Source organism: Pseudarthrobacter sp. NKDBFgelt (assembly GCF_046097905.1).
Classification (GTDB): Bacteria; Actinomycetota; Actinomycetes; order Actinomycetales; family Micrococcaceae; genus Arthrobacter; species Arthrobacter polychromogenes.
In genome coordinates this window covers 1-3,672 of the sequence record NZ_JBJURL010000141.1, presented here as the reverse complement: position 1 = coordinate 3,672, position 3,672 = coordinate 1, and the positions used below count along the sequence as shown (strand labels likewise).

The 3,672-nt window shown below is 68.6% G+C and carries 2 protein-coding genes and 1 pseudogene; 2 read left to right on the top strand and 1 reads right to left on the bottom strand.

Annotated features, from left to right (window positions below; all coding sequences use genetic code 11):
• Both ACKAE7_RS20565 and ACKAE7_RS20560 read left to right on the top strand, forming a co-directional pair.
• Positions 1 to 657: pseudogene (locus ACKAE7_RS20565) on the top strand (hypothetical protein); the annotation flags it as partial.
• Complete coding sequence (locus ACKAE7_RS20560) at positions 654 to 2,813, top strand: 3-hydroxyacyl-CoA dehydrogenase NAD-binding domain-containing protein (RefSeq protein WP_408980167.1); 2,160 nt, start codon at positions 654 to 656, stop codon at positions 2,811 to 2,813. The pseudogene ACKAE7_RS20565 and the gene ACKAE7_RS20560, both read left to right, overlap by 4 nt.
• Here the strand turns inward: ACKAE7_RS20560 and ACKAE7_RS20555 are convergent, their stop codons facing one another.
• Positions 2,814 to 3,572, bottom strand: a complete 759-nt coding sequence (locus ACKAE7_RS20555; protein ID WP_408980166.1) for an energy-coupling factor ABC transporter ATP-binding protein — start codon at positions 3,570 to 3,572, stop codon at positions 2,814 to 2,816.
• Positions 3,573 to 3,672: the final 100 nt, after the last annotated feature.

The following is a 3,672-nucleotide window of genomic DNA, read 5'->3' as shown; positions in this document are numbered from 1 at the left end:
CCGGCCCGGTCTGCACCATCCGGCCGCCGCGTCCTTCGTTTCCGCCGTGGGAGCCGAGCCGAAGCCCAAATACGGCTTGGCCTCCGCACTCCGTTCCGGGCGCACGGGCGCGTCACTGCGGGCAACGCCGCGGGCCTGAACGACGGCGCAACCGCCGCCGTCCTGGCATCCTCCGACGCCGCAGCGGAGCTTGGACTGCCGGTCAGGATGCGCCTGGTCAGCTACGCCTACGCGGGTGTTGAACCGGAAGTCATGGGCATCGGCCCGGTGCCCGCCACCGAGAAGGCCCTGAAGAACGCGGGGCTGGCCATCGGGGACATCGGCCTCTTTGAGATCAACGAAGCCTTCGCCGTCCAGGTACTGAGCTTCCTGGAGCACTTTGGCATTGCCGACGACGACCCCCGGGTCAACCGCTACGGTGGCGCCATCGCGGTGGGCCACCCGCTGGCCTCCTCCGGCGTGCGGCTGATGACCCAGCTGGCCCGGCAGTTCGAGGAGGACCCTTCCGTCCGGTACGGCATCACCACCATGTGTGTTGGCCTTGGCATGGGCGCCACGGTGGTCTGGGAAAACCCGCGTCACTCGGAATACACAGACTACAGCGGAGCCCGGCCGGCAAACTCCGCCACCCACACCGTTTCCGAAGGAGCCGCATGAGCGCCGAAGATTTCACCCGACTTGCCGACCTGTTCCCCCACGAAACAGTGACGCATTCCTACGTCCAGGACATCGAACTGCCTGCACCGGCCGGGAAGCCAAGCCCGGGCACGTTCGCGCTGATCACCCTCGACAACGGCCTGGACCATTCCAAGCCCACCACCCTGGGGCCCAACACGCTGGTGGAGCTCGGCAAGGTCCTGGAGGGCCTGCGGGAACGCGCAGACCGGGGTGAGATCGTCGGCGTCGGAGTAACCGGCAAGCCCTACTACCTGGTGGCGGGCGCCGACCTTTCCGCCGTCAAGAACCTGGATGAGCGCGAGCACGGGCTGTGGATGGCGCAGCTGGGCCACGACGTGTACAGCACGCTGGCCGGCCTGGGCGTCCCAAGCTTCGCCTTCATCAACGGCGCGGCACTGGGCGGAGGGCTGGAGATTGCCCTGCAGTCCACCTACCGCACGGTCTCCACCGGCGCGGGCGCACTTGCGCTGCCCGAGTCCGTCCTGGGCCTGGTCCCGGGTTGGGGCGGCGTGTACATCCTGCCGCGCCTCATCGGCCCGGAAAACGCCGTGAAGGTAATGATTGAAAACCCGCTCAGCAACAACCGGACCCTGAACGGGGCCCAGGCGTTCGGCCTCGGCATCGCGGACGCCCTGTTCGAGCCCGCGGATTTCCTGGAGCAGTCCCTTGCGTGGGCGGCCGGCATCATCTCCGGCGACGTGGTTCCGGAACGGGCCAACGCCGTCGATCCCGCCGACGCCGCAACCGCTGCACGGTGGGATGCCGCCGTCAAGGCCGGCCGGGCCATCGTGGAAGCGAAGACGTCCAATGCGGCGCCGGCACCGGGAAAGGTCCTGGACATCCTCGAGGCAAACCGCACCATGACCCAGGCGGAATCCGCTGCCCTGGAATGCGAAACCCTGGCCGACCTCATGCAGACCGACGAGTTCCGAGCCACCGTCTACGCGTTCCTGGACCTCGTCCAGAAGCGGTCCAAGCGCCCCGCCGGAGCCCCGGACCGCAAGCTCGCCCGTCCTGTCACGAAGGTGGGCGTTGTTGGGGCCGGGCTGATGGCCAGCCAGCTGGCGCTCCTCTTTGCCCGCCAGCTCAAGGTCCCCGTGGTGATGACGGACATCGACCAAGCCCGGGTGGACAAGGGCGTGGGCTATGTCCATGCCGAGGTGGACAAGCTGCTGGGCAAGAAGCGCATCAGCCAGGACGCCGCCAACCGGACCAAGGCCCTGGTGACGGGGTCTGTGTCCAAGGACGTTTTCTCCGACGCCGATTTTGTGATCGAAGCCGTCTTCGAAGAGCTGAACGTCAAGAAGCAGGTCTTTGCGGAACTCGAGGCAGTCGTCACACCGGACTGCATCCTGGCCACGAACACCTCTTCACTGTCCGTCACTGCCATGGCGGAGGACCTGCAGCACCCCGGGCGCGTGGTGGGTTTCCACTTCTTCAACCCGGTGGCCGTGATGCCGCTGCTGGAAATCGTCCGTGCCCCCAGGACCGACGACGCCGTGCTCGCTACCGCCTTCGAGCTGGCCAAGGGATTGAAGAAGACGGCTGTGCTGGTCAAGGACGCCGCCGCGTTCGTGGTCAACCGCATCCTGCTCCGGCTGATGGGAGAGGTGACGGCAGCCTTTGACGAGGGCACCCCCGCTGAGGTGGCGGACAACGCCCTGCGGCCCATGGGCCTGCCCATGACGCCCTTCACCCTCGGCGCCATGGTGGGGCTCCCCGTGGCCCAGCACGTCCAGGAGTCGCTGCACGCGGCCTTCGGCGAACGCTTCGCCGTGTCTGCCAACCTGCAGAAGCTCATCGACAACGGTGTGAAGAGCCTGTGGGCAACCGGACCTGACGGTTCGCAGGAAATCCCGGAGTCCACGCTGGCGCTGATGTCCTTTGGCACCTCCCCCTCAACGGCGGAGCAGGTGCTGCGGCGCACGCAGGATGCCCTGGCGGAGGAAATCGGCCTTATGCTCGCCGAGGGCGTGGTTGCCGCTCCCGAGGACATCGACCTCTGCATGATCCTGGGCGCGGGCTGGCCCATGTTCCTGGGCGGCATCACGCCCTACCTCGACAGGGTGGGTGCCTCCGAGCGCGTCAACGGACAGCGTTTCCTGCCGCCGGGAGTGGCATCGCGCCCGGCCTGATCAGCCGTCCAGCCGGCCGCCGTCGAGCATCACCACGCGGTGCGCCGCTGCCCTGGCGTAGTCAAGGTCATGCGTGACCAGCACGACGGCGGCGCCCTCCCCTGCCGCGGAACGCACCGCAGCGTCCAGCAGGGCGAGGCCGCCGCCGTCCAGCGCCACGGTGGGTTCGTCCAGGGCCAGGACTGACGGTTTGCGGGCAAGGACCGTCGCCAGGGCGAGGAGGCGCTGGCCGGATGCGGGAAGTTCGGCGGGGTGCGCGTCGGCCGCACCTGAAAGGCCGACGGCGGACAGTGCCTCCAGGGCACGGCCAGCGGCCTCGTCGGGGTGGAACAGGCGGTCCAGGCCGAAGCGCACTTCGCGGAGGGCGGTCCGCTCGAACAGCTGGTCCCGGGGCTGCTGGAACAGCAGGCCCACGGAGCGTGCCGCCTCGCCTGGCGGTTCCCCCGCAATGTCCCTGCCGTGGACCAGGACGCGGCCGGCGGTGGGCCGCAGGAGCCCGTTGAAATGGCGCAGCAGCGTTGATTTTCCTGCCCCGTTGGGACCGGTCACTGCCACGACCTCCCCGGGCTGGATGCTCAGGTTGATGTCCTTGAGCACCTGCGCGGAGGCGTCGCCTGCCGGGCTCCCGCCCCGGGCCCGGCGCCGCGTTGTTCTGCCTCCTGCTGCCCTGCCCCCACCGCCGTAGCCGAAGCAGACCCCACGGAGTTCCAGCGCAGGAACACCGGCCCCGCCGCGCGGCAGCAGTGTGTCCGCGTGCACCGCCCCGGTATGGTCCCTGGCTGGTGCAGGCGCCCCGCACCGTCATCTGGTTTTCGGTAAACGTGCCGGTCTTGTCAGAACAGATGACCGTGGTGCTGCC